The 23,575-nt window shown below is 63.9% G+C and carries 18 protein-coding genes and 2 pseudogenes; 12 read left to right on the top strand and 8 right to left on the bottom strand.

The genetic code is table 11. The annotated features are described in order from the left end of the window. Positions 1-60 precede the first annotated feature (60 nt). The gene (locus tag NKH59_RS28410; RefSeq protein ID WP_352539486.1) at positions 61-663 is read left to right on the top strand and encodes a GNAT family N-acetyltransferase; all 603 of its coding nucleotides are present in this window, start codon (positions 61-63) and stop codon (positions 661-663) included. Positions 664-871: 208 nt separating this feature from the next. Here NKH59_RS28410 and NKH59_RS28405 read toward each other — a convergent pair whose 3' ends face one another. Next, positions 872-1,156 carry an SCP2 sterol-binding domain-containing protein gene (locus NKH59_RS28405; protein ID WP_352448193.1) on the bottom strand — a complete coding sequence of 95 codons (285 nt, stop codon included), beginning with the start codon at positions 1,154-1,156 and terminating at the stop codon, positions 872-874. Positions 1,157-1,356: 200 nt separating this feature from the next. Here NKH59_RS28405 and NKH59_RS28400 point away from each other — a divergent pair. Further along, positions 1,357-1,554 (top strand): annotated as a pseudogene (locus NKH59_RS28400) (chloride channel protein); the annotation flags it as partial. 57 nt (positions 1,555-1,611) lie between these two features. Here NKH59_RS28400 and NKH59_RS28395 read toward each other — a convergent pair. Next, positions 1,612-2,622 (bottom strand): nucleoside recognition domain-containing protein, encoded by a 1,011-nt coding sequence (locus NKH59_RS28395; protein WP_352539335.1) that lies wholly within the window; start codon positions 2,620-2,622, stop codon positions 1,612-1,614. Positions 2,623-2,740: 118 nt separating this feature from the next. Here NKH59_RS28395 and NKH59_RS28390 point away from each other — a divergent pair, with 118 nt between their 5' ends. Continuing rightward, positions 2,741-3,193 carry an Lrp/AsnC family transcriptional regulator gene (locus NKH59_RS28390; protein ID WP_352469560.1) on the top strand — a complete coding sequence of 151 codons (453 nt, stop codon included), beginning with the start codon at positions 2,741-2,743 and terminating at the stop codon, positions 3,191-3,193. 85 nt (positions 3,194-3,278) lie between these two features. Here NKH59_RS28390 and NKH59_RS28385 read toward each other — a convergent pair whose 3' ends face one another. The 6 genes from NKH59_RS28385 to NKH59_RS28360 all read right to left on the bottom strand — a co-directional run bounded on the left by NKH59_RS28385 (position 3,279) and on the right by NKH59_RS28360 (position 10,172). Next, positions 3,279-3,524: a MoaD/ThiS family protein gene (locus NKH59_RS28385; protein WP_023675441.1), complete on the bottom strand. Its 246-nt coding sequence runs from the start codon at positions 3,522-3,524 to the stop codon at positions 3,279-3,281. Next, entirely contained in the window at positions 3,524-5,788 is a 2,265-nt protein-coding gene (locus NKH59_RS28380) for a xanthine dehydrogenase family protein molybdopterin-binding subunit (RefSeq protein WP_353023729.1), read from the bottom strand. The genes NKH59_RS28385 and NKH59_RS28380 overlap by 1 nt, the downstream gene beginning before the upstream one ends. Positions 5,789-5,790: 2 nt before the next feature. Continuing rightward, the gene (locus NKH59_RS28375; protein WP_352539334.1) at positions 5,791-6,267 is read right to left on the bottom strand and encodes a (2Fe-2S)-binding protein; all 477 of its coding nucleotides are present in this window, start codon (positions 6,265-6,267) and stop codon (positions 5,791-5,793) included. Further along, positions 6,267-7,127 carry an FAD binding domain-containing protein gene (locus tag NKH59_RS28370; RefSeq protein WP_352539333.1) on the bottom strand — a complete coding sequence of 287 codons (861 nt, stop codon included), beginning with the start codon at positions 7,125-7,127 and terminating at the stop codon, positions 6,267-6,269. The genes NKH59_RS28375 and NKH59_RS28370 overlap by 1 nt, the downstream gene beginning before the upstream one ends. A gap of 137 nt (positions 7,128-7,264) precedes the next feature. Beyond that, positions 7,265-8,908, bottom strand: a complete 1,644-nt coding sequence (locus tag NKH59_RS28365; protein ID WP_352539332.1) for an MFS transporter — start codon at positions 8,906-8,908, stop codon at positions 7,265-7,267. Between the two features lie 232 nt (positions 8,909-9,140). Next, positions 9,141-10,172 (bottom strand): histone deacetylase family protein, encoded by a 1,032-nt coding sequence (locus NKH59_RS28360; RefSeq protein WP_352539331.1) that lies wholly within the window; start codon positions 10,170-10,172, stop codon positions 9,141-9,143. Positions 10,173-10,313: 141 nt separating this feature from the next. Here NKH59_RS28360 and NKH59_RS28355 point away from each other — a divergent pair, with 141 nt between their 5' ends. From NKH59_RS28355 to NKH59_RS28315, 9 genes and pseudogenes are all read left to right on the top strand, one after another. Further along, the gene (locus NKH59_RS28355; RefSeq protein WP_352994537.1) at positions 10,314-11,981 is read left to right on the top strand and encodes an amidohydrolase; all 1,668 of its coding nucleotides are present in this window, start codon (positions 10,314-10,316) and stop codon (positions 11,979-11,981) included. Positions 11,982-12,120: 139 nt separating this feature from the next. Continuing rightward, positions 12,121-13,215 (top strand): ABC transporter ATP-binding protein, encoded by a 1,095-nt coding sequence (locus tag NKH59_RS28350; protein ID WP_352682561.1) that lies wholly within the window; start codon positions 12,121-12,123, stop codon positions 13,213-13,215. Continuing rightward, positions 13,215-14,135, top strand: coding sequence for an ABC transporter permease (locus NKH59_RS28345; RefSeq protein WP_353023724.1), 921 nt, complete (start codon positions 13,215-13,217; stop codon positions 14,133-14,135). Before NKH59_RS28350 ends, NKH59_RS28345 begins: the two co-directional genes overlap by 1 nt. After that, positions 14,128-14,928 carry an ABC transporter permease gene (locus NKH59_RS28340; protein ID WP_352469567.1) on the top strand — a complete coding sequence of 267 codons (801 nt, stop codon included), beginning with the start codon at positions 14,128-14,130 and terminating at the stop codon, positions 14,926-14,928. Before NKH59_RS28345 ends, NKH59_RS28340 begins: the two co-directional genes overlap by 8 nt. Positions 14,929-14,951: 23 nt before the next feature. After that, complete coding sequence (locus NKH59_RS28335; protein ID WP_352539328.1) at positions 14,952-15,986, top strand: ABC transporter substrate-binding protein; 1,035 nt, start codon at positions 14,952-14,954, stop codon at positions 15,984-15,986. A 150-nt stretch (positions 15,987-16,136) separates the two neighbouring features. Next, a complete protein-coding gene (locus NKH59_RS28330; RefSeq protein ID WP_353023722.1) occupies positions 16,137-17,318 on the top strand; it encodes a serine hydrolase domain-containing protein in 1,182 nt (393 codons plus the stop codon). A 123-nt stretch (positions 17,319-17,441) separates the two neighbouring features. Continuing rightward, positions 17,442-19,754, top strand: coding sequence for a Tex family protein (locus NKH59_RS28325; protein ID WP_353023720.1), 2,313 nt, complete (start codon positions 17,442-17,444; stop codon positions 19,752-19,754). A gap of 237 nt (positions 19,755-19,991) precedes the next feature. Continuing rightward, positions 19,992-21,197, top strand: coding sequence for an acyl-CoA dehydrogenase (locus NKH59_RS28320; RefSeq protein WP_352994528.1), 1,206 nt, complete (start codon positions 19,992-19,994; stop codon positions 21,195-21,197). Positions 21,198-21,639: 442 nt separating this feature from the next. After that, positions 21,640-23,520, top strand: a pseudogene (locus tag NKH59_RS28315) (transglutaminase family protein); the annotation flags it as partial. Positions 23,521-23,575: the final 55 nt, after the last annotated feature.

The following is a 23,575-nucleotide window of genomic DNA, read 5'->3' as shown; positions in this document are numbered from 1 at the left end:
GAGATGGCCGCGAAGCGGCCAGAGGGGGTCGGTTCGACTGGACTCGGCCTCCTGCCGCAGATGGAGGCCGGCGCTTCACGCGCGACAACCCCCTCTGTCGCCTTCGGCGACATCTCCCTCTCGAGGGGGGAGATTGCGGTCGTCGCCGAAACCACCGCCGACGTTGGCGCTCGCGAGGCTTTGCTCGATCGCGCCATGGGGCCGAAGCGCCGGAAGAAGTCGTCGGAAAAGCTGCGGCGCGGCCGCCGGCCTTCGGAGGGCCTGGCCTTTGTCGCGCGCGACGCGTCGGGCACTGTTGCCGGCACGGTGCGGCTGTGGGACGTGGTGCTGGGCGAGGGCGGCAAGGCAGCGCTGCTGCTCGGCCCGCTTGCCGTCGACCCGGCGCTGAAAAATGCCGGCATCGGCTCGGCGCTGATGCGCCATGCGGTCACTGAGGCCGAGCGGCTTGGCCATGCGGCGATCCTGCTGGTCGGCGACACGCCCTATTACAAGCGCTTCGGTTTTTCGGCCGCAAAGACCGGCTCGCTGGCCATGCCGGGGCCTTACGAGCGGCACCGCCTGCTGGCGCGGGAACTGGTTGTCGGCGCGCTCGACGGCGCGCAAGGCACGCTGAAGGCGGCCGTGCGCAAGCTGAAGGCACAGCGGCTGCCGCTCGCTGCCTAGAGGGGGCGTGATGCTCAGAGGACCGAGCCGGAGTGGGAGGGCGGTTTCGCCTCCATTGCCCGTTCCGGACGCCGGCGCTGCCCCTCACCTGCCTGCCGGCATCGACGTTGCGGCCAGCCCCTTCTCCCCGTCACTATACGGGGAGAAGTGCCCGGCAGGGCGATGAGGGGCGGCGCCGAGGTCGACCATTGGCGCTTTGCTTGGCCGATCAGCCGATCAGCTGGCTGAGCGCCATGGCGACGCTCATGTCGCCTTCGACCTTTATCTTGCCGGACATGAAGGCCATGGTCGGGTTGAGGTCGCCTGATATCAGCGAGTCCAGATCGTCGAGCGACAGCTTTATGGTGCAATCAGCCGGCGCATCGGTAGTCGAGACATCGGCGCCGTCGATGACGATGACGCCGTCGCTGCCGGTGTCGAATTTCACCGAGCGATCGAACCCGGCACTCGCCACGCGCGACCTGATGTTGTCGGCAATCTCCTGAACGCTCATGGCGGTTCTCCTCGTCTGCTTGCGTTTGTCGCGCGCCGGCGCTTCGACCTGGCCGAAGCCGCTTGCCTGGTTTTACAGCCACGGCCGCCGGCGCATATAGCTTCGGGTTGACGTTTACGTCAACGCAGTTCCCCGAGGTGAAGATGGGCTTTATCGCCGCAGCATCACGCGGGCATGGTTGCCGGTGCTGTCCTTCGCCAAAGGATGCGGTGCTGGTGCCGAGCATGAACGTGCAATCGGCGGCCGAGACCTTCCAGCGCGCCGGCGCCGAGGAATTGGCGGTGGTCGAGGATTTCACCGATCGCAAGGTGGTCGGGCTGCTGACCGAAGGCCACCTGATGCGGCGCTATGCCGAGGAACTCGACAAGGCGCGGCGGGATCTGTCGGGCGAGGGGTAGCCGCGTCCTGTCCCGATAGCGATGCGACACACATGTCGGCTGCTGCGTAAGGTGGGCTCACGTCAACGGCCCGCTAATCGCCGGCTCCGAAATCCGATTGCGCGAACTGTCTTCTTCCTTGTGGAAGAGTGTCTTGAAGAAAAAAGCGTCGGGAACCGCCTTGATTACTTTTGCGATCACGGCGGTCGCGAGCACGGCAAACGCTAGGCGACCGAGAAGCACGCTCGTAACATCAGCGCCAAGCGTGACGACGACCAATGTATCCTCAATGAGGCTATGGGCAAAACCCATGAACACGCAGGCAAGGAATATCTGACGCGGCTCCGCGCTAGGCGTGCGCGCCTCGCGGATCAGCAGTCCTGCGCCATAGGAAATCCCGAGAAACAGGCCGACAGCGGCGAAAGGTACCGTCTGCTTTTCGATGCCGGCGAGCCGAAAGAGCGGTGCAAGCCCTCTGTTCATCCAATCCAAAATGCCCGACATCTTTAGAAGCTCGATCACCCAGCTCAGCGCAAGCAGAACAACGAGCATGATGCCCAGGGTTTTGAGCGTACCCAGGAAAAAGCCGCCCCAGTCGGTGCTTTCATTCGTCGGCATCCACGCCGGCTTCACCGGTCCTGACAGCCATCCGGTCACGGCGAATATCTGATGCAGAAGGACAGCAAAGACCAAACCCCCGCCAATACGAAGCGCCGTGGTGACTAGGAAGCTCGGTCCGGCCCTCTGAATGATCCGTTGCTCGATCGGAATGGCATGTGCAAACAGCAAGAGAGCCGAAAGAACCGTCATGTCGGCAGTGCTGAGCGCCGAAACCGGAACCAAGGTGAATACGATCACAAGCGCGCCCCAGATCCCGACCAGCAATCCCGTCAGCCAGGCAAAGGCGAGTTCAGGTGGCAACCCCACCTGCAACATGAGCGGGGAGAAGAACGGAGAAATCGCCTGGATGACACCAAGGTCCTGCAGCAGCCGCGTGGCAATCGCAACCGGAACGATCACGCGAACCAGTTCCCAATAGATTCCAAGCGTCTCCAATGTCTTGCGATAGAAGGCGGCGCAAATTGCCATCATGCTGCTCCATCATCCCTGGAGCCGTCTGAGTAGCGTGAGACGCTTCGCATTTGTGGTCAAAGTTTGCGATTCCGTGCAATAAAATTGCAACGCACCGACGCTGAGCGCGACCGACATGGACAAGATCGACAGAAGGCTTCTCAACCTGCTCCAGGATGATGCCTCACGAACTAACGCCAAACTGGCGGGGTTAATCGGGCTTTCCCCTTCGAGCTGCCTGCGCCGCATACGACGACTGAAGAAAAGCGGTGTCATCAGCCGCGTTGTCGCGCTTCTCGCACCGGCAAAGGCTGGCCGGGGCTTGAAGGCGATCGTCACCGTCGAACTGGAGCGTCATGGTGAGCAGTATATGCGGGACTTTCTCGAGTTGGCCGCCCAGGAACCGGCCGTCACTCAGGCCTACAGTGTAAGCGGCGAAACCGACGCCGTCCTCATGCTCCGCCTGACGGATATGGAAGAGTTCGATGCACTGTGCGAGCGACTGTTCCGAGACCGAAGCAACGTCGCGCGATACCACACGATGTTCGTGATCCGAACGGCCAAAGAAGTGACCGCAATTCCACTGTAGTGTTCGGGTTACGATAGACCTGCTGGGCCGCGAATTCATAAACGAGCATTGGCCGCACGGAGCGCGGCTTGAGCTCGAGCCCAAATCATCCCCCGGCAAGGCGCGGCAGCAGGAAAATCTCCGCCCCTTCCGGCAGTTCCTTCGACCAGGTGTCGCGATAGATCGTCCCGTCGATGGCGACGGCGATGCCGCGATCGATGTATGGCTCGAGGCCGGGATACTGTTCAGCCAGTTTCCTGAACAGCTCCCGAATATCCTTCGCCTCGATTTCGACCTTGCTCTTGCCTCCGGCGATCGCGCCGAGCGACCCCCAGAGCGTTACTTCGACCATCAGCCTCCCCGTTCCGCCTCGATCGCCGCCAGAATGCGCGGCGGCGACATCGGGATATGGGTCATGCGCACGCCCGCGGCGTTCGACACCGCATTGGCGATCGCCGCCAGCGGCGGCACGATCGAGGTCTCGCCGACGCCGCGTACCCCGTAGGGATGGTTGGGATTGGGGATCTCGAGGATCTGCGTGTCGATCATCGGCAGGTCCGAGCAGACCGGGATGCGGTAATCGAGGAAGCCAGGGTTCTGCAGCCGCCCGTCCTTGCCGTAGATATACTCCTCGTTGAGCGCCCAGCCGATGCCTTGTGCGGCACCGCCCTGGTATTGCCCCTCGACATAGGTCGGATGCACCGCCTTGCCGGCGTCCTGAACGACGGTATAGCGCAGCACCCTGGTGGAGCCGGTCTCGGGATCGACCTCGATATCGCAGATATGGGTGGCGAAGGAGACGCCGGCGCCGTCGGCGACGAGCTCGCTATGGCCTGCAATCGGTCCCCCCGTCTTCCCTGACGCGGCTGCGATCTCCTTCAGCGACAATGCTGCAAGGTTGCCGTATTTCTCGCCCTTGGCAATCGCGTGACCTTTTTCCCAGACCACATCGTCGACGGGAATGTCCCACATCTGTGCGGCGCGTTCCCGCAACACCTTGATGGCGTTGCGGGCGGCCGAGATCGTCGCCATGGAGGAGGAGAAGGTGCCGCGGCTGCCGTCCGTCATGTCGTTGTAGCCGAGGCTGGAGGTATCGGCGACCACCGCCTTGACCTGCTCATAGGGGATGCCGAGCTCCTCCGCCGCGACCAGCGAAAGCGACGCGCGGGAACCACCCACATCGACCGTGCCGACGGCAAGCGAGACCGAGCCGTCCATGCCGATGTTGAGGTCGGTGCAGGTCTGGCCACCGAAATTGAACCAGAAGCCGCAGGCCATTCCGCGGCCCTGGTTCTTGCCGAGCGGCGCCTTCATGTGCGGATGGTTCTTCACCGCCTCCAGCGTCGGCCCGATGCCGATCGGGCCGTATACCGGTCCATAGGACGATCTGGTGCCTTCCTGCGCCGCGTTCCTGATCCGGAACTCGACGGGGTCCATGCCGATCTCCTTGGCCAGCTCGTCGACCGCACTTTCCACCGCAAACGCCGCCATCGGAGCCGACGGCGCGCGATAGGCCGCGGTCTTGGGCCGGTTGACCAGCACTTCGTAGCCGACCGTCCTGACGTTCTCGAGCTTGTAGCAGGCAAAGGCCGTCATGGCGCCGATCTCGGCCCACGTGCCGGCATAGGGGCCGCAGCTATAGCGCAGCGTCGCCTCGGCCGCCGTGATCGTGCCGTCCTTGCGGGCGCCGATCCGAACATCGATCGAGGTGGCGCTGGTCGGGCCGGAGGCGCGGAACACCTCGTCGCGCGTCATGACCAGCTTGACCGGCCGCCCGGCCTTGCGTGACAGCGCCAGTGCCACCGGCTCGGCCCAGACATGGGTCTTGCCGCCGAAACCGCCGCCGATCTCCGAGGAGGTGACGCGCAGCTTCGAGGCTTCCATGCCAAGCAGTTGGGCGCAGTGTTGGCGGTAGACAAAATGGCCTTGCGTACAGACCCACAGGTCGGCGGTGCCGTCGGAGCTGACATTGGCCACGCAGGCATGCGGCTCGATATAACCCTGGTGCGTCTGCTCGGTCTTGAAGGAGCGTTCGACAACGAAGTCGGCCTGGCCGAAACCTACATGGATGTCGCCATGGCCGTACTGGGTGCGCTTGGTGACATTGGAAGGCTTGAGGGGCTTTTGCTCGAGGCCCTCGGTGAAGATGGCGTCGTTGACCAGAGGTGCGGAGTGCTTCATCGCCTCGTCGACGTCGGTGACATGCGGCAGCACCTCGTAGTCGACCTCGATCAGCTTCAGTGCCTGCCTCGCCGTGCGGGCATCGACCGCAGCCACCGCGGCCACGGCATGGCCGTCATAGAGCGCTTTCTTGCGCGCCATGCAGTTGTCGAGGATGTCGTACATGGCGGCATCGCCGTCGGTGAGGTCGGGCAGGTCGGCCGCGGTGATCACGGCCTTGACGCCGGCGAGCTTCTCCGCCTTCGACGTGTCGATCTTCCTGATCGTGGCATGGGCATGGGGGCTTCTGAGAACGCGCCCGACCAGTTGCCCGGCCATGTTGAAGTCGGCGCCATAGCGTGCGCGGCCCGTCACCTTGTCGACGCCGTCGGGACGAATGGGACACGTGCCGACAGAGGTGAAATTGCGTCCGGAGTAACGCGGATCGAAATTCATCGTCATGCTCCCTTCATCACGCTGGCCGCGTCCTGAACGGCACGCACGATCTTGTCATAGCCGGTGCAGCGGCAGAGGTTCCCGGCGAGGCCGAAGCGGATCTCCTCCTCGGTCGGGTCGGGGTTCTTGGCCAAAAGGTCCTTCGCCGCTATCAAAAAGCCCGGCGTGCAGACGCCGCATTGAAGTGCGGCGTGCTCCAGGAATTTCTGCTGCAGCGGATGCAGCCTGTCGCCGTGCGCCATGCCCTCGATGGTCTCGACGTGCCGGCCCTCGGCCTCCGCGCCGAGCACCAGGCACGAGCACACCAGCCGATCGTCGAGGATGATGCTGCAGGCCCCGCAGTCGCCGGTGCCGCAGCCTTCCTTGGCGCCCGTCAGCCCCAGGCGATCGCGCAGGACATCAAGCAGCGTCTCGTCCGGCTGGCAAAGGAACTCGACATTGTCGCCGTTGATTGTCGTTGATACTGCCACACCAGCCATCATTTGCCTCCTGCGCGTGCATAGGCGGTCGTGGCGGCCCGCTTGGCCAGCACACCCGCGACTTTCCGTCTGAATTCGATGGTGCCGCGCTTGTCGTCGATCGGCCGGCAGGCGCCCGAGCAGACCTTGGCGAGCCTCTCCAGCGTGGCTTCGTCCAGCTTGGAGCCGATGAGAACCTCGGCGGCCTCCTCGACCAGAATCACCGTCGGCGCCACGGCGCCCAACGCCAGACGGGCGGATTTGACGCGACCTTGCTCATCGAGCGTCAAGTTCACGCCGGCGCTTACCACCGCTATGTCCATCTCCGTGCGCGGAATGAAACGCAGATAGGCATCGCCCGAACGCGGCAGACGGCTGTCGAGCAGGATTGCCTCGATGATCTCGCCCTTGGCCAGCGACGTCTTGCCCGGCCCAGTCGGCACCGCTTGCACGGCAATCGTGCGCCTGGTTCCCGGGCCGACGACCACAGCCTTGGCGCCAGCGGCGACCAGCGCCGGCACGCTGTCGGCGGCCGGCGAGGCGTTGCACAGATTGCCGACGATGGTGCAGCGTCCCTGCACCTGCTTCGAGCCGATCAGCTTGGCCGCTTCGACGACGCCGGGCCATGCCTTCTGCAGGGCCGTGTTCTCGCCCAGCACGGCGCAGGGGACCGCCGCGCCGATGCTGAAGCCCTCGGCTGTTTCCCTGATCTCGCCAAGCCCGTCGATCGCCTTGATGTCGACGATCAGGTCGGGTTCGATAAAGCCGCCTTTCATTCGCACCAAGAGGTCGCTGCCTCCGGCGAGGATGGCGGCCGTGCCGGCTGAACCGGCCAACAGGCCGGCGGCGTCTTCAATTGAAAGCGGACGTATGTAACGCATCGTCTCCCCTTAGTGGTCATAGTCACACCAACTGATATAACCGTCTCTCCACAATGGCCATCCTGTTCGTGCATTCGCGGATTGGGCCAGGCGCCGCAATTTCATTTTGCTCGTCCAACTGGACGCACCGCCAGCCGCTAATGCTCGATCGGACCCTTCGGCATCACCAGCGCCGTGCCTGCTGTCGTCGGGCGCTCGATCATGCGGCGGACGCGCGGTGGCTCGTTGCCGCTGTGCAGCGCCCTTATGCGCTCGCCGATGACGGCGTCGGCGTAGGTGGCGCGCCGATTGTGGCGGATATATTCGACCCAGGTCGGCGTGTGGTAGTGCTCGATCCAAATCGACGGATTTTCGAGATCGCGCGCCAAGGTCCAGTTGCGGGCGCCGTCACGGCGGCGGATGCGGCCGCGCTCGGCCATGGTGGCGAGGAATTCCGGTACGTCCTCGTTGCGGATGACATATTCGATCATGATGGCGATGGGACCGCTGCGCGGCTTGAGATCAAGCGCCAGATGCGGCTCCTGAAAACGGTTGAGCGGATCGAGGTTGAGCACAGCCTGCTGCGGCAGCGGCAGCAGCAGGCCGACGGCGCCTCCCGCCAGCATGGCGACGCTGGCCGCCATCAGGGCGGCTTCGGCGCCATGCGCGTCGGCAACGACACCCCAGACCCAGCTGCCGAGCGCGATGCCGCCGAAGGTCGCGGTCTGGTAGACCGAAAGCACGCGGCCGACCACCCAGCGCGGCGTCGACATCTGCACGGTGACGTTGAAATGCGAAAGCGCCGTCACCCAGCAGGCGCCGCCGAGCAGCAGGCCGAGCGACGTCTGCCAGGCATGATTGCTGACGGCGGCGTTGAAGGCGCAGACGGCGAAACCGGCGAATGCCATGCGCACCATGGTTTCGCTGGACAGCAGCTGCCGCAGCCTGACGCTGGTCAGCGCGCCGCCGACGGCGCCGATGCCGAAGGCGCCGAGCATGATGCCGTAGCTCAAGGCATCGCCCTTGACGACGTCGCGCGCGACCAGCGGCAGCAGCGCCAGGACGGCGCCGGCGCTGAAGCCGAAAGCCGAGCTCCTGACCAGCACCTTGCCGATATTGGGCGACATGGCGACATAGCGCAGGCCGGCACCCATGGCGGCGCCCAGCGTCTCGCGCGGCAAGGTCGATGCCGGCAGTTCCGGCTTCCAGCGGGCCAGCACGACGATGAGGCCGACATAGCTCAGCGTGTTGGCGGCGAAGGCCGCGGCGGCACCTGCCGCGGCAACGATGATGCCGCCGATCGCCGGGCCGACGCTGCGCGTCAGGTTGAAGCCCATCGAGTTGAGCGCGATCGCCGCCGGCACCTTGGTGCGAGGCACCATGTCGCCGACCGAAGCCTGCCAGGACGGGCTGTTGAGCGCGGTGCCGCTGTCGATCAGGAAGGTGAAGGCGAGCAGCGTCCACGGCGTTATCAGGTCGAGATAGGTGAAGACGGTCAGAAGAGCCGAGACGACGAGCATGAAGATCTGCGCGATCAGCATGATCTTGCGCCGGTTGAAGCTGTCGGCGATGGCGCCGGCCAGCAGCGCGAAGAGCATGATCGGCAAGGTGGTCGAGGCCTGGACCAATGCCACCTGATAGGACGAGGTGGCGATCGTCGTCATCATCCAGGCGGCGCCAACGCCCTGGATGAGGCCGCCGAAATTGGAGACGAGGCTGGCGGACCACACCGCCCGGAAGATGCCGTGCCGGAACGGCGCCAGCGCCGAGGCGCTTTCGCTTTCCGGTGTGTCGTCGTTCATAAATGCCTTCCCGGGCTCAAATGCGTTTGTTCTTCCGATCAATCGGCCCCGCAAGCCGTGGGTTCAAAAAATAGAACATCATTTCGCAAAGGGCGAACGCATTCTGGAAAAACATCATGGTCCAACAACAAGATAGCGGGCGGGTCAGCGCGTGCCGCCGCAGGCTGAACGATCGGTCAGGCAGGCGGTACCGCGAGCGCTGCCATGTGATTGGCAGGCACCGGCGGCACTTCTAGCGGTCCTCGAAGCCGGTCAGCACGCCGACGGCGTTGATGCCGATCTCCTCGACGGCGTAGCCGCCTTCCATGACGAACAGCGTCGGCAGGCCGAGCCTGGCGATGCGGCGGCCGATCCTGGGATAGTCGGGGGTCTTCAGCTTGAACTGGCTGATCGGGTCCTTCTCGAAGGTGTCGACACCGAGTGAAACCACGACAACATCAGGAGCATAAGCCGAAAGCCTCGTGCAAGCGTCCTCGAGTGAGGCGTTCCACACCTCCCAGCCGGTGCCGAAGGGCATCGGGTAATTGTCGTTGAAGCCTTCGCCGTCGCCCTCGCCGCGCTCGTCGGCATGGCCGAGGAAGAAGGGATATTCGGTCATCGGATCGCCATGCAGGTTCAGCACCTGAACGTCACCGCGGCGATAGAATATCTCCTGGGTGCCGTTGCCGTGGTGATAATCGACGTCGAGGATCGAAACGCGCCCGGCGCCATGGTCGCGGAACCATTGCGCGGCGACGGCGGCGTTGTTGATGAAGCAATAGCCGCCCATGAAGGCCGCCCCCGCATGGTGCCCTGGCGGGCGACACAGCGCGAAGGCGGAAGGCTCACCGGCCTTGACCAGCGCGGCGGCGGTCAACGCGACGTCATAGGACGACTTGATCGCATCCCATGTGCCTTTGACGAACGTCGCGCCACCGTCGAAGGAGTAGAAGCCGAGCAGCGCATCGATGCCTTTCGGGCGCACGTCGCCGCGCAGGCCGCGCGTCGGCCAGGTGAAGGGAATGGCCGAACCGCTGCGGCCCGATGCTTCCCAGAGCGGCCACACGGTCGGCAGGAAATCGATGTAGTCGCTGGCATGCACCTTCCTGGCGGCGGCGAGGTCGTGGCTTTCCGGCGGCAGGATCGGACCGAGCTTCTCGCTCTCCACCCGCGCCCTGATGAACTCGGCGCGCGACGGCTTTTCAAAGGCCGGCACGATGGCGCCGGCGATCAATTCGACATTGCCGGAATGGCCGGCATGGAAAGGCGAAAAAACAGTCTTCATGAAATTGTTCCGTGGTGAGACGCGGCGACCCTAACCGTCCTGCACTGCCTTTCACAAGGCGCTGGGCCAACCAGCCATGGCTTGCTGGCCCGGCAGCCGGTCGTCTAGCCTGCCGGCAGCGCAACCGACCTGCGGGTAATCATGAGTTCAAATGCCGACCTGATCGTCACCAATGCCCGTGTGCTGACCATGGACGAAGGCAATCCGACAGCCGAAGCGGTGGCGATAAAGGACGGCAACATCCTGGCGGTTGGCGATCGCCGGACGATCGAGGCGCTGAAAGGGCCGGCCACGAAGATCATCGATGCGCAAGGCGGTTCGGTGGTGCCGGGCTTCATCGAAGCACATATGCACCTTTTCGGCGGCGCCGCCGAACTGGACAATCTGCACCTTCAGGGCGTGCATGGCTTCGATGCGCTGAGCGACGCGATCCGCGCCTACGCTGCGGCACGGCCGAACGCCAAATTGCTGCTTGGGGCCGGCGTCGACTATACCATCCTTTCCAAGGAAGAGCCGGTCACCCGCCATCATCTCGACCGCATCATCGCCGACCGGCCGTTCGCCATGTCGGCTTCCGATCACCACACGATGTGGGCCAACACCAAGGCGCTGAAGCTGGCTGGCATCCTGCACGGCAAGCAACTCGGCCCCGGCAACGAGATCGTCATGGGTGCCGACGGCCTTGCGGCCGGCGAATTGCGTGAGGGCGAGGCGTTTGGGCCGATCCTCGAGCTTTCCGGGCAGAACCGCGTGCGGCTCGGCCTTGCGACAGGCGGCGAGCCCGAGCCGTACCCTTCCGCAGCCGAAGTCGCGGCCGATCGCGACCTGATGCATCGCGGTCTGGAATGGTGCGCCCGCCACGGCATCACCTCGATCCAGAACATGGACGGCAATCTCTACCAGCTCGAACTGCTTGCCGGTTTGGAGCAGGAAGGGCGGCTGCTCTGCCGCACCAAGATACCTTTTCATTTCAAGAACTTCATGACGCTCGACAAGCTGGAAAAGGCATCGAGCATGGCCAACTCCTATCGATCGGAATGGCTGTCGTCCGGCATGGTCAAGATGTTTTACGACGGCGTGCTGGAAGGCTGGACCGCGGTCATGGTCGACGACTATGCCGACCGGCCGGGCTGGCGCGGTGAGCCGCTGTTCACGCCAGAGCATTTCGCCGAGGTGGCAGTGGAGGCCGACCGGCGCGGCCTGCAGATCGCCGTGCATTCGATAGGCGACGGCGCTGTGCGCGCGGTCCTCGACGGTTACGAGGCGGCGCGGCGGAAGAACGGCAGGCGCGACAGCCGGCACCGGGTCGAGCACATCGAGGTCACCACTGCCGCCGACGTGCCGCGCTTTGCCGAACTCGGCGTCATCGCCTCGATGCAGCCGCCGCACCCGCCCGGCGCCATGGACTTCCCGCTGGAGCCGACGCTCTCGCGCATCGGCCGCGAAAGATGGCCGCTCAGCTATGCCTGGCGGACGCTGAAGCAGGCGGGCGCGCATGTCGTTTTCGCTTCCGACTGGCCGGTGTCGCGGGTCGACCCGATCCTGGGCATTCAGGCGGCGGTGCTGCGCAAACCTTGGGCAGAGGGCGATCCCGACCAGAGCTTCTCGCTGCTGGAAGCGCTTGCGGGCTATACGGTCGAAGGCGCCTATGCCGAATTCATGGAACACCGTAAGGGCCGGCTGAAACCAGGCTATCTGGCCGATCTGGTGGTGCTGTCGGCCGATATCGAGGCAACTGAACCGGCTTCCTTGCACAAGGTGCGTCCGGTCAGCACCATCTGCGGCGGCAAGACCACTTACCGGGGTTGATGATGGCGCTGACTATGGCATGGGGCTTGCGTTCTGAACCGAGATCCAGATGCATGGTTGCCAAGCCGACCGGCATATGCTGACAATCGAATGGGAACTGGATCCGCCATCAAGAGCGGACATGAAAATGGGGTAATGCGTGCCGGATCAACCGGGTAAGAGTGCAATCGAGGTCCGCGGCGTCCGCAAGGTGTTCGGTACCGGGGACGCACAAGTCGCCGCTCTCGACACGGTTTCGGTGTCGATCCGCGAGAACGAGTTCTTCACGCTGCTCGGGCCGTCGGGCTGCGGAAAGACGACGCTGCTCAGGCTGATCGCCGGCTTCGATTTTCCCAGCGAAGGCGAAATCCTGCTGCACGGCCACGACATCGCGCCGCTGCCGCCGTTCAAGCGGCCGGTCAACACCGTCTTCCAGTCCTATGCGCTGTTCCCGCACATGACAGTGGCCGAGAATATCGGCTTTGGGCTGGAGATGCTGGGCAAGCCGAAGACCGAAATCAAGGCGCGCGTCGCCGAGATGCTGAAGTTGGTCAAGATGGAGGCGCTGAGTGCCCGCCGCACCAGCCAGATCTCCGGCGGCCAGCAGCAGCGCGTCGCACTGGCCCGCGCGCTGGCGCCGCAGCCGAAAGTGCTGTTGCTCGACGAGCCGCTGTCGGCACTCGACTACAAGCTGCGCAAGGAAATGCAGATCGAACTGAAACGGCTGCAGCACCAGACCGGCATCACCTTCATCTTCGTCACCCATGACCAGGAAGAAGCGCTGACCATGTCCGACCGCATCGCCGTGATGTCGGCCGGCAAGATCCTGCAGGTCGGCACGCCCTGGGACATCTATGACAAGCCGGCCGAGCGCTTCGTCGCCGACTTCATCGGCGAAACCAATTTCCTGACCGCGGCCATCACCGGCATCGGCAACGGCAAGGCGCGCGCGACACTAAAATCCGGCGCGACGATCGACGCGACGGTGGCTGAGGGCTTCCAGCCGAAGGAGAATGCGACGCTGGTGGTCAGGCCGGAACACGCCAAGCTGACCGGCGGCAAGGGCGATCTTTCCGGAACCGTCGAAAACATCGTCTATTTCGGCACCGACACGCATATTCATGTCCAACTGGACAGCGGCGAAGCCTTCACCGTGCGCCAGCAGAACACGCGCAGCGCAGGCTGCGGTTTCGAGCGGGGCGACAAGGTCGGCGTCTCGATCGGCAACGACGCCGCGCAAGTGCTGAGGGATTGATGACGAGCGCGGAAGAAGTCGCCAAGGCGGCCGAACGGCGCGACATCCGCGACCGCTGGCTGCTGTCGGCGCCGGCCCTGCTGATCATCTTCCTTGCAGCAACCGGTCCCTTGCTGATCGTGCTGGTTTATTCGTTTTTGACGCCCGGCCCTTATGGCGACGTGAAGTGGCAATTCTCGCCCGAGGCCTGGACATCGGTGTTCATGGAACGCGACATCTTCGACGACACGCTTTCCATTGCTGCCGCCCATGTCACTATCTTCTGGCGCTCGATCAAGCTTGCCATCGTGACCACGATCGCTACTTTGGCGCTTGGTTTTCCTACTGCCTATTTCATGGCGACGCGCAGCGTGAAGACGCGCGATCTCTGGCTGTTCCTGATCACCATACCGTTCTGGACCAACTTGCTGATCCGCACCTTCGCGGTGCTGCAGATCATCCGCAACGAAGGTCTGATCAACACGGTGCTGCTCAAGCTCGGCATCATCTCGGCGCCGATCCAGATATTGTTCACCGATACGGCGATCCTGATCGGCATGGCCTACGTCTATCTGCCGCTGATGGTGCTGCCGATCTACGCCAGCATGGAAAAACTCGATTTCCGGCTGGTCGAAGCCGGCTACGATCTTTATGCGACACGCTTCCAGGTGCTCAGGCGTATCATTTTCCCGCTGGTCAAGCCGGGCGTCATCGCCGGCTCCATCCTGGTGTTCATTCCGGCGCTCGGCGCCTATGTCACACCGGTCCTATTGGGCGGCGGTAAGACCATGATGCTTTCCAACCTGATCGAGCTGCAGTTCGGGCAAGGCCGCAACTGGCCGCTCGGCTCGGCGCTGTCGATCGCCGTCATGGTCATCGTCATGGTGGCGCTGCTCGCCTATGTGCGCAACACCGGCCGGTCGGAGATGCGTCATGGCTAGCAGCTTCGCAATCAAGCATCAGCCGGGATTCACCGCGATCGCCGCGACCTGCTTCGTCGTGCTCTATCTGCCCATCGTCGTGCTGGTCGTCTATGCCTTCAACGCCGCGACCTCGACGTCGGAATGGGGCGGCTTCTCGCTCAAATGGTTCCAGTCGGCGTGGCAGAACACGCAAGTCATCGACGCCACCGTGCGCTCCTTCCAGATCGGCGCCATCGCGGCGATCCTGGCCACGATCTTCGCCACCATGGCGGCGCTCGCCACCACGCGCACGCCGCCCTATCCCGGCCTGACCTTCAAATATGCCGCCATCAACCAACCTCTGATGGTGCCGGAGATCGTCACCGGCGTGGCGCTGCTGATCTTTTTCTCGCGCATCAAGATATTCACCGGCTATTCCGGACTCGGCTACCTAATCGCGGCGCATACGGCCTTTTGCATTCCGTTCGCCTACCTGCCGATCCGGGCGCGGCTGGAGAACATGGACCTGACGCTGGAACGGGCCGCCGCCGATCTCTATGCGACGCCGTGGAAGACGTTCCGCCGCATCACCCTGCCGCTGCTTTGGCCCGGCATCCTGGCCGGATTGATGCTGGCCTTCGTAATCTCGCTCGACGATGTCGTCATCACCGAGTTCGTGAAATCGGGCGGCCAGGACACGCTGCCGACCTACATGCTTGGCCAGATACGTCGAGGGATAACGCCGGAGATCAACGCGATATCGACCGTGTTCCTGCTCTTGTCGGTCGCCATCGTGACGTTGTTTTTCTTCATCAGCAGGAAACGGGACTGAAAATCGAAAATGGGAGCTAAAACATGAACTGGAAGACATCAGCGACCGCCGTCGGGTTGGCGCTGCTCGCCTCGACAAGCGGCGCTTTCGCGGACGGCGTTTTGAACATCTACAATTGGGGCAACTACACCAGCCCCGACGTGATCAAGAAGTTCGAGCAGAAATACAACATCAAGGTGACCATCACCGATTACGATTCGAACGATACGGCGCTGGCCAAGGTTCGCCAGGGCGGCACCGGCTTCGACATCGCGGTGCCTTCGCAAACCTTCGTGCCGATCTGGATCAAGGAAGGCCTCGTTCAGGAGACCGATCCCGGCAAGATGGAGAACTTCAAGAACGTGGCGCCGGAATGGGCCAATCCCGATTTCGATCCGGGCCGCAAATATTCCGTGCCATGGGCCTGGGGCACGGTGGGTATCGTGGTGAACACCGATGTCTACAAGGGGCCGTCGGACAGTTGGGGCATCATCTTCAACACACCCGACGAACTGAAGGGCAAGGTCAACGTCGTGCCGGAAATGAACGACGTCATGTTCGCGGCGACCAAATATGTTGGCGCCGCGCAATGCGCCAGCGACAAGGAAACGCTGAAGAAGGTGCGTGACACGCTGGTTGCTGCCAAGCCGAACTGGATCGCGATGGAATACAATACCATCGAGAAAATGGGCGCCGGCGATTTCAAGGCGACCAGCGACTGGAACGGCTCAGCCCTGCGCCAGCGGCTGGCGAACCCCAAGATCCACTATTTCTATCCCAAGGAAGGTTTTGGCCTCTGGAGCGACAACGTCATGGTCCTGAAGGAAGCCAAGAATGTCGAGAACGCCAAGCTGTTCCAGAACTTCATCATGGATCCGGAAAACGCCGCCGGCCTATCCGCCTTCCACCGCTACGCCAACGGCATTGCCGGTTCCGACAAGTACATGCCGGCCGATATGAAGGATGCGCCGGAAGTCATCATCCCGGAAGACGTCAAGGCGCATGGCGAGCTGCAAAAATTGTGTTCGGAGGACGTGCAGGCAATCTACAGCAAGATCTGGACCGAACTGCAGAAGTGACCGCATCGTGATGGACCCGGCGGCAGGCGCCCGCCGGGTCCGTTTTGTCCGCATTTTTTTAACGTCGCCTATCGGTGGCGACACTGAAAGCCGTGCACGCCATCGCCGCGGCGCTCGCCTAGAACGCCAAAGACCCGCAAGGAAGCGCCCATGGCCGGCAAGACCGCGTTCGAGACCAGGTATGGCTTTGCCCGCAAGGAGGTGCTGCTCGGCAATTGGCGGGAAAGCCCGTTCAGCCGGTGGTCGTTCCAGAATGTCGGCGAGCTGGTGCCGAGCGCTGCCGTGGCGGCACAGCCGGGCAGCAGCGAGGCGCCGGAGCAGGATTTCGGCGGGCTACTTGGCGAAAAGGTCGCTCTTGCAGGCGGCGCGGAGACTGTCGCGGCGTTTCTCGCGCGCTCCGATACCGACGCGCTGACGATCATGAAACGCGGCAAATTCGTCGGCGACTGGTTCGCGCGGCATATGGAGTTTGGGGCGCGCCACATCGTCTTTTCGATCAGCAAGTCGCTGACCGCCATTGTTGCCGGCATATTGGAAGGCGAGGGGATTTTCGATCCGCAGGCACCGGTAAGCCGCTATCTGCCCGAAGCCGCCGGCTCGGCCTATGGCGATGCGCGTGTGCGGCACGTGCTCGACATGAGTGTCAGCCTCGATTTCGAAGAGGCCTATCTCGATCCGGAAAGCGCCTTCGCCCGCTACCGCCGCGCCATGCTGTGGAATCCGGGCGGGGGCACCGAGAGCCTCGCCACTTTCCTCATGACGCTGCAGGGCCTGGCCGAGCCGCATGGCCGGACTTTCCGCTACCGCTCGCCCAATTCCGACCTGCTCGGCATCCTGCTCGAACGTGCGTCTGGCCGGCGCTTCGCCGATCTGATGCACGAAAAATTATGGGCGCCGCTCGGCGCCGTCGGCGACGCCTCGGTGACAGTCGACATGGAAGGTACGGCGCGCACCGCCGGCGGCATTTCGGTGACACCGCGCGACCTCGCGCGCGTCGGCGAGATGACGCGGCAAGGCGGCACGGCCAATGGCCGCCGTGTCGTGCCGGAAGCCTGGGTGCGCGACACGGCCGAAACTGGCGGTGACGCCGACGCCTGGCGGCGCGGCACGATGGCGTTCCTGTTTCCGCGTGGCCGCTATCGCAACAAATGGTATCAGACGGGCGCGGCAAGCGGCGCCTTCTGCGGTATCGGCATCCACGGCCAGTGGCTTTACGTCAATCCGAAGGCCGAAATTGTGATCGCAAAGATGTCGTCGCAGCCGGTACCGGTCGACGATCCGCTCGATCTGGATATGATTTCCTTCTTCGAGGCGCTGAGCCGGATGGTCTGATCCGATCTGTACCGCTCATGCAGCTTTCCTGTGGACCTTTCAGCGGGTTGAAAACGCTGCGGTTGGCGCAGCAGTGCTCTGCGCCTATGGTCGCTGCTCGTTTCGACTAGCGACAGGTACGACATGGCATCCGACATCAAGCGCATCGCAACCATCATAGCCGCCGAAATCGGCGCGCGGCCCGAACAGGCCGCGGCGGCGATCGGTTTGCTCGACGACGGCGCGACCGTGCCGTTCGTGGCGCGCTACCGCAAGGAGGTCACCGGCGGCCTCGACGACACGCAGCTGCGCGACCTCGCCGAGCGGCTCGCCTATCTGCGCGAACTCGACGCGCGCCGCGACACCATCCTTGGTTCGATCCGCGAGCAGGGCAAGCTGACCGAGGAGCTCGAGGCAAAGATCGCTGCGGCCGGCACCAAGGCCGAACTCGAAGACATCTACCTGCCTTACAAGCCGAAGCGCCGGACCAAGGCCGAGATCGCACGCGAGCGCGGGCTCGCGCCTCTGGCGGAAGCTATTCTCGCCGACCGTACGGCTGTACCCGCCGAGCTGGCGCTAGCCTACATCAGCGAGGACGTCGCCGACGCCAAGGCGGCGCTCGAGGGTGCGCGCGACATCCTGTCCGAACAGTTCGCCGAGAATGCCGACCTGGTCGGCAGATTGCGGACCTACATGAAGGAACGCGCCTTTCTGCGCTCGCGCGTCGTCGACGGCAAGCAGGAGGCCGGCGCGAAATTTTCCGACTATTTCGATCATGTCGAGCGCTGGGCCAACGTGCCGAGCCATCGCGCGCTGGCCATGTTGCGCGGCCGCAACGAGGAGGTTCTGTCGCTCGACATCGAAGTCGATGCCGATGACGCCTCTCCAGTGAAACCGGTCGAGCGGATGATCGCCGACGCCTACGCCATCGGCCGCCAGTTGCCGGGAGACCGCTGGCTGATGGAGGTCGCCGGCTGGACCTGGCGTATAAAGCTGTCGCTGCACCTGACGCTCGATCTGATGCGCGATCTGCGCGAGCGGGCCGAAGAAGGAGCCATCCATGTCTTCGCCCGCAATCTCAAGGATTTGCTGCTTGCCGCCCCTGCCGGCTCACGGCCGACGATGGGGCTCGATCCGGGCATTCGCACCGGCGTCAAGGTGGCGGTGGTGGACGGCACCGGCAAGCTGCTGGCGACGACAACGGTCTATCCGTTCCCGCCGAAGAACGACGTGCGCGGCACGCAGGCCGAACTGGCCAAGCTCATCCGGCTGCACAAGGTCGAGCTGATCTCGATCGGCAACGGCACCGGCAGCCGCGAGACCGAAAGGCTGGTGGCCGACATGCTGGCTGATATGCCCGCCGGGTCCGGGCCGAAGCCGCTCAAGGTGATCGTCAGCGAGGCCGGCGCCTCGGTCTATTCCGCCTCGGCAACGGCGGCGGCGGAATTTCCCGGCCTCGACGTGTCGCTGCGCGGGGCGGTGTCCATCGCGCGGCGCCTGCAGGATCCGCTCGCCGAATTGGTCAAGATAGAGCCCAAGTCGATCGGCGTCGGCCAGTACCAGCACGACGTCGATCAGTACCGCCTCGGCCGCTCGCTGGAAGCGGTGGTCGAGGATGCGGTAAACGCCGTCGGCGTCGATCTCAACACGGCGTCCGCACCGCTTCTGGCGCGGGTTTCGGGTCTCGGCGCATCGCTGGCCGAGGCGATCGTTGCGCATCGCGATGCCTCCGGCCCGTTCGCCAGCCGCCGCGAACTGTTGAAGGTCTCCCGCCTTGGACCCCGCGCGTTCGAGCAATGCGCCGGCTTCCTGCGCATTCCAAACGGCAGCGAACCCCTCGATGCCTCGGCCGTGCATCCGGAAGCCTATGGCGTTGCCAAGAAGATCGTCGCGGCCTGCGGGCGCGACGTCCGCTCGCTGATGGGCGACAGCGCCGCACTCAAGGCGCTCGATCCGCGCGTCTTCGTCGATGAGCGCTTCGGCGTGCCGACGGTGCGCGACATCCTGGCGGAGCTGGAAAAGCCCGGCCGCGATCCGCGCCCCGGCTTCAAGACCGCGACCTTTGCCGATGGCATCGACGACATCAAGGATCTGAAGCCCGGCATGCAGCTTGAAGGCACTGTCACCAATGTCGCGGCTTTCGGCGCCTTCGTCGATATCGGCGTGCACCAGGATGGGCTGGTGCACGTCTCGCAACTGGCCGATCGGTTCATCAAGGACGCGCATGAGGTGGTCAAGGCCGGCGACGTGGTCAAGGTGCGTGTCGTCGACGTCGATATCAAGCGCAAGCGCATCGGCCTGTCGATGCGCAAGGATGGTGACGGTGGCGCACCGAAGCCGCGCGACAATGGCGGCAGGCCGGTGCCGCGCGCGCCCGCGCCCCAACGCCAGCCGGAGCGGCCGGTGCAGCAGGGCGCGTTCGGCGCCGCTTTGGCCGATGCGTTGAAGCGGAAATAATTTCGCGAGCCGGCTGTGGCAGGTCAGACGCGGCGCTCGACATTGATGATCCATCACCAATGCTCATGGATCGGCGAAGCTATTTCGTTTGATTTTTTCAGGACGGGAGCCGATAAGCCGCGCGTTTCAAGATTTCTGTTTCGATGCATGTCGTTATCCCCAAGCTGCGGAACACCCTCGGGTCAGGCCCGCGGGCAAGCTTTGGGCGACATGCATGAGTTTGGGAGACCGAGGGCCATGGCCGCCGACAAGAACGCATTCGTCTGGGATGATCCTTTCCTGATCGAGGACCAGCTTTCGGAGGACGAGCGCATGGTGCGCGATGGCGCCGCGGCGTTTGCCGCCGACAAGCTCGCTCCGAAGATCGAGGAAGCCTATCTCGAGGAGAAGACCGACGCCGGGATCTTTCGCGAGATGGGCGAGGCCGGACTGCTCGGCATCACCATCCCCGAGGAATATGGCGGGCTCGGCGCCAACTACGTCACCTACGGGCTGGTCGCGCGGGAAGTGGAACGGATCGACTCGGGCTATCGCTCGATGATGAGCGTGCAGTCGTCGCTGGTGATGTATCCGATCCATGCCTATGGCTCGGAAGAGCAGCGCAGGAAATACCTGCCGAAGCTGGCGTCGGGCGAATGGATCGGCTGCTTCGGCCTGACCGAGCCGGATGCCGGCTCCGATCCGGGCGGCATGAAGACGCGGGCCGAGAAGACCGCGAGCGGCTACAGGATCTCCGGCTCGAAAATGTGGATTTCCAACGCGCCGATCGCAGACGTGTTCGTCGTCTGGGCAAAGTTGTCCGACGAAAGTGGGGGCGCGCATGGCAACGAGATTCGCGGCTTTGTCCTGGAAAAGGGCATGAACGGGCTATCGGCGCCGAAGATCGGCGGCAAGCTGTCGCTGCGAGCCTCGATCACCGGCGAAGTGGTGATGGAAGGCGTCGAGGTCGGCGAGGACGCGTTGCTGCCCAATGTCTCGGGTCTCAAGGGACCGTTCGGCTGCCTCAACCGGGCGCGCTACGGAATTTCCTGGGGCGCCATGGGCGCGGCCGAGGATTGCTGGCACCGCGCCCGCCAGTATGGCCTCGACCGCAAGCAGTTCGGCAAGCCGCTGGCCGGTACGCAGCTTTTCCAGAAGAAGCTCGCCGACATGCAGACCGAGATCGCGCTCGGCCTGCAGGGCAGCCTGCGCGTCGGGCGGCTGATGGATGAAGGCAAGATGGCGCCGGAGATGATCTCGCTCGTCAAGCGCAACAATTGCGGCAAGGCGCTCGACATCGCCCGCCAGGCCCGCGACATGCATGGCGGCAATGGCATCCAGATCGGCTACCACGTCATGCGCCACGCCCAGAACCTGGAAACCGTCAACACCTATGAGGGCACGCATGACGTGCATGCGCTGATCCTCGGACGGGCGCAGACCGGGTTGCAGGCATTCTTTTAGGGTTCAGGCTCCGCTTCCAGGATTTCCGTGCCTGGTATCTCCCCTCGCAAAGCGGGAGATCGGCACTTTCGTCGACCATGCCACATTTTGTTCTTGCTTTGTGCCGGCAGCTATGCTAGTAATTCGGATATGGTGCTAATTGGCTCCAACGACCCGCCCGCCGAGGCGGGTTTTTCTTTTCCGCTCTTTTCGACGAAGCATCGCGTGTGCTGCCGATCATCGATATCGGCGGGAAGCGCCCGGTGCTGACCCGCCGGACTTCGGCTCTGCAGCGTTGCAACGTCTTGCCGCCACACTGCGGAATCCCGGGGTCGGCGCTCCGTTTCGTGAGCTATGAAAGCTGCTTGATTTAGGTGCAGCGCAACATCTCTGCTTGGAGAATGGTCAGCATTCGTGTCAGGGTTCAGCGAACTCCTTTTGAAACGCCGACTTCAGGGGCACCATGGCAATTCTGGCAGCCGTCTATCACCTGACCCATTACAAATACGACCGGCCGGTCGTATTAGGCCCGCAAGTCATAAGGTTGCAGCCTGCGCCGCATTCCCGCACCAAGGTGCTCAGCCATTCGCTGAAGGTCGGGCCGGCAAATCACTTCGTCAATCTGCAGCAGGACCCCTACGGCAATTTCCTGGCCCGCTTCGTCTTTCCCGAGCCGGTGACGGAACTGAAGATCGAGGTCGATCTCGTTGCCGACATGACGGTCTACAATCCGTTCGATTTCTTCGTCGAACCGTTGGCCGAGACGTTTCCATTCGAATACCCCGAAGAGATCCGGGACGATCTGACCATCTACCGAACGCCGGAACCGGCGGGGCCGCTGTTGGAGGCATTCCTGAAAACCATCGCGCGCCACCCGACCAACACCGTCAATTTTGTCGTCGACCTCAATGCGCGGCTGCAGCGCGAGATCGCGTATATCGTGCGCATGGAAACCGGCGTCTTCTCGCCCGAGGAAACGCTGGCCGCCGGCAAGGGGTCGTGCCGGGATTCGAGCTGGCTCCTGGTGCAGATACTGAGGAACCTCGGCATCGCTGCGCGCTTCGTCTCCGGCTATCTGATCCAGCTGAAGCCCGACCTCGTCGCTCTTGACGGGCCGCCCGGCACGGCGACCGATTTCACTGACCTCCATGCCTGGTGCGAGGTGTATCTGCCGGGCGCCGGCTGGATCGGCTTCGACCCGACCTCCGGCCTGCTCACCGGCGAAAGCCATGTGCCGCTCGCGGCAACGCCGCATTTCCGCAATGCCGCGCCGATTTCCGGCATGGCGAGCTTCGCCAATGTCGAGTTCGGTTTCGACATGCGGGTCGACCGCATCGCCGAGCATCCGCGCATCACCAAGCCGTTCTCCGACGAGAGCTGGCAGGCGCTCGACGCGCTGGGCGTCGAGGTCGATGCAGCACTCCAGGCCGGCGACGTGCGGCTGACCATGGGCGGCGAGCCGACCTTTGTCTCGATCGACGATTTCGAGGCGGCCGAGTGGAACACGGCAGCCGTCGGGCCGACCAAGCGGGAAAAGGCCGATGCCCTGATCCGCCGGTTGCGCGAGCGCTTCGCGCCGGGCGGCTTCCTGCATTACGGACAGGGCAAATGGTATCCCGGCGAAAGCCTGCCGCGCTGGACCTTCTCGCTCTACTGGCGCACCGACGGCGAGCCGGTGTGGAGCGACCCGTCGCTGATCGCACATGAAAAGAGCGAGGCGGATGTCGGACCGAAGCAGGCCGAAAGCCTGCTGACGGCGATTGCCGACGAACTCGGCATCGAGAAGACGATGGTCAGCGAAGCCTATGAGGATCCCGCCGAATGGCTGCTCAAGGAAGGCAAGCTGCCGGACAACGTCGATCCTTCCAATTCGAAGCTGGAGGACCCCGAGGAGCGCAGCCGCATGGCGCGGGTGTTCGAACGCGGGCTGACCAAGCCGTCGGGCTATGTGCTGCCTGTCCAGCGCTGGAACAGCCAGGCGTCCGGACCGCGCTGGCGCTCAGAGAAGTGGAAGACGCGGCGCGGCCGGCTGTTCCTGGTGCCCGGCGATTCGCCGGTCGGCTACCGCCTGCCGCTTGGTACGCTGCCGTATGTGCCGCCGGCACAGTTTCCCTACATCGTGCCCGTCGATCCATCGCTGCCGCGCGGATCGTTGCCGGCGCGTGAGGCGATCTTGCCCGGTTCTGTTTCTTCGCCGGCTGCGGCCGAACTGGAAGGCGCCGACGAAATGGCGCGACGCCAGCAGGCCGTTTCCTTCACGGCCGCCACCGGCCAGCAGGACCGTGTCGAACAGGAGATCACCGAGATCGGCGGCCGCGGGGTCACGCCGCCATCAGTAGGGCCCCCCGCCCGCCCGGGTGGAGGAGTTAAGAGGCCGCGGTGTTGCGGGGGGCTCTAGA

Origin of the sequence: Mesorhizobium sp. M0998 (assembly GCF_040318885.1) — a bacterium.
Taxonomy (GTDB): domain Bacteria; phylum Pseudomonadota; class Alphaproteobacteria; order Rhizobiales; family Rhizobiaceae; genus Mesorhizobium.
This window is presented reverse-complemented; position numbering and strand designations above follow the sequence as displayed.